At 67.3% G+C, this 2,150-nt stretch carries 4 protein-coding genes; all 4 read left to right on the top strand.

The annotated features are described in order from the left end of the window. The first annotated feature begins 198 nt into the window (after positions 1 to 198). The 4 genes from ACZ7IB_RS49035 to ACZ7IB_RS49020 all read left to right on the top strand — a co-directional run bounded on the left by ACZ7IB_RS49035 (position 199) and on the right by ACZ7IB_RS49020 (position 2,024). Positions 199 to 771: a transposase gene (locus ACZ7IB_RS49035; protein WP_470921860.1), complete on the top strand. Its 573-nt coding sequence runs from the start codon at positions 199 to 201 to the stop codon at positions 769 to 771. Between the two features lie 259 nt (positions 772 to 1,030). After that, on the top strand, positions 1,031 to 1,246 hold the full coding sequence (locus tag ACZ7IB_RS49030; RefSeq protein ID WP_470921858.1) for a hypothetical protein: 216 nt from the start codon (positions 1,031 to 1,033) through the stop codon (positions 1,244 to 1,246). After that, on the top strand, positions 1,243 to 1,497 hold the full coding sequence (locus ACZ7IB_RS49025; RefSeq protein WP_470921856.1) for an aldo/keto reductase: 255 nt from the start codon (positions 1,243 to 1,245) through the stop codon (positions 1,495 to 1,497). The genes ACZ7IB_RS49030 and ACZ7IB_RS49025 overlap by 4 nt, the downstream gene beginning before the upstream one ends. Positions 1,498 to 1,514: 17 nt before the next feature. Next, positions 1,515 to 2,024, top strand: coding sequence for an aldo/keto reductase (locus tag ACZ7IB_RS49020; RefSeq protein WP_470921855.1), 510 nt, complete (start codon positions 1,515 to 1,517; stop codon positions 2,022 to 2,024). Positions 2,025 to 2,150 lie beyond the last annotated feature (126 nt).

The raw sequence follows: 2,150 nt of genomic DNA, 5'->3' as shown, positions 1-2,150 counted from the left end.
CCTGCGGCTGATCGAGTGGATGCGCTCGTGGAACGTGGCGCACCCCGGCGACCCGGTGCAGTTCATGGGCAATGACTTCGGCTACGCCGGGCCCGTAAGACCGGGTGACCTCGTACGTCGGGCAGCGCTTCCCCGCACTACTGCCCCAGTTCACCGCTCTGTACCAGGGGCTGCGCCCGACCACCGACGTGGACACCTATGTCCACGCCCATCTGGCCAAGCCGATCGCCGAGCGGAAGGAGATGGCGCAGCGTACCGGGCAGGCGCCACAAACGCGGCGGCGCGCTCGCCTACCTGGCCGCCTACGACGTCCACCGCGCGCAGGTGTTCGGCCGCACCGAACCGCGCACCGGCATCGACCCGTTCATGAACCTGGTCACCCAGGTCATGAGCGTCGAGCCCTACGCCAGCGCAAAGCGCATGTTCTGGATCGTCGACAACGGCTCCTCCCACCGCGGCCAGGCCGCCGCCGATCGGCTGACCGCCGCCCACCCGAACGCGGTCTTGGTCCACACACCAGTCCACGCCTCCTGGTTGAACCAAGTCGAGGTCTACTTCTCGGTCGTCCAGCGCAAGGTCGTCTCGCCCAACGACTTCACCGACCTCGCCCAGGTCGGGGACCGGCTCCGAGCCTTCGAAGACCGCTATAACGCCACGGCACAGCCGTTCCAGTGGAAGTTCACCACCTCCGACCTGGACGACCTGCTGGCCCGGCTTGACCGGCACACCGCCGATCACCAGGAAGAATCCTCCGCCGCCCCGGCATCGTGATCAACCCCCGAAGGACTTCCGAAGCCGACCACTTAGCCGTCGGTGATCTGCTCGATGCTTCGCTTGCCTGGCAGCACCGCGGCTCTCAGCCTGGGCGGCGCGTCAGCGGGGGAGCACGCCGCTCTCGGCCAGGAGGGCGTAGAACAGCGGCCTGCCCGCGCTGCCGCGGTAGTTGTGCTGTTCCAGCGCGGCCACGAGTTCGAGGCAGTCGCCCACGGTGATCTCCTCGACGCGGCCGCCCTTGTGGAGCGCGATCCAGGTGATCCTGCTCCTGGCGACGGTGCTCGACGAGACGATGCCGGTCGAACAGAAACACGACTACGACCCCTGGCACAGCGTGCTGGTCGACCAGCACGTCCACGCGCTCCTCACCGCCGAGACGATTCCCCACCTGCGCGTCACCAACGCCCCCGGCAGCCAGGCGAACGCCGTCGCGCAGGCACTTGAGATCTGCCTGAAGGAGGCCGCCGTATGAACGCCGCGTGGCCCGCGGGCCCGATCGAAATCGCTGGAAAGACCGTCTCCCGACTCGGATTCGGCACAATGCGCCTGACCGGGCCCGGCACCTGGGGCGACCCCGTCGACCGCGACCAGGCAGTCAGCATCCTCCGGCAGGCTGTCCACACCCACGGCATCACGCACATCGACACCGCAGACGCCCGCGGCCCCCACACCGTCGAGCACCTGATCCACGATGCGCTGTACCCGTACCCGAGGAACTGCTGATAGCGACGAAGGTCGGCATGGTGCGACCGGCCCCCAACCTGTGGGCAACGCACGGCCACCCCGTCCATCTGCGGGCCTGCGTCGAAGCCGGCCTCCGCCGTCTGGGCACAGAGCGGCTGGACCTTTGCTACCTGCACCGCATCGACCCGGAAGTGCCGCTCGCGGACCAACTCGGCACCCTCCACGCACTCAGAGACGAAGGCAAGATCGGGCACATCGGCCTCTCGAAGGTCACTTCCGAAGACATCCGCAGAGCCGGGAAGGGGGTGCCCATCACAGCGGTCCAGAACGTGCTCAACATGACCGACCGCCACGATCCAGCCCTCGAACTCTGCCGAGACCTCGGCATCCCCTACGTGCCCTACCGGCCACTCGACGCGGGCACTCCGGCGAAAGCTCACGGAGTATTCGCCGCCCTCAACTGGCTTCTCCAGCTCGGCGATATCGTGGCGCCCATTCCCAGCACAAGCCGGCCACAGCACCTTGAAGAGATCGTGAGCGCCGTAACGGCCGGCGGCTGTTCCTGATGCGGACCACCCCGGCGACACCAGCCGCGCGAGGGTGTGTCAATTTAACGGCTGATCTTGGTTGTTGAGTTGGTCAGTGGTCGGTGGGAGTCAGGCGGCCCTCGAAGGCGACCTGGAAAGCGTTCA

The sequence above is a fragment of the Streptomyces sp. NPDC037301 genome, assembly GCF_055602785.1.
The sequence above is the reverse complement of the archived record's forward strand: the minus strand, read 5'-3'. Positions and strand labels throughout refer to the sequence as shown.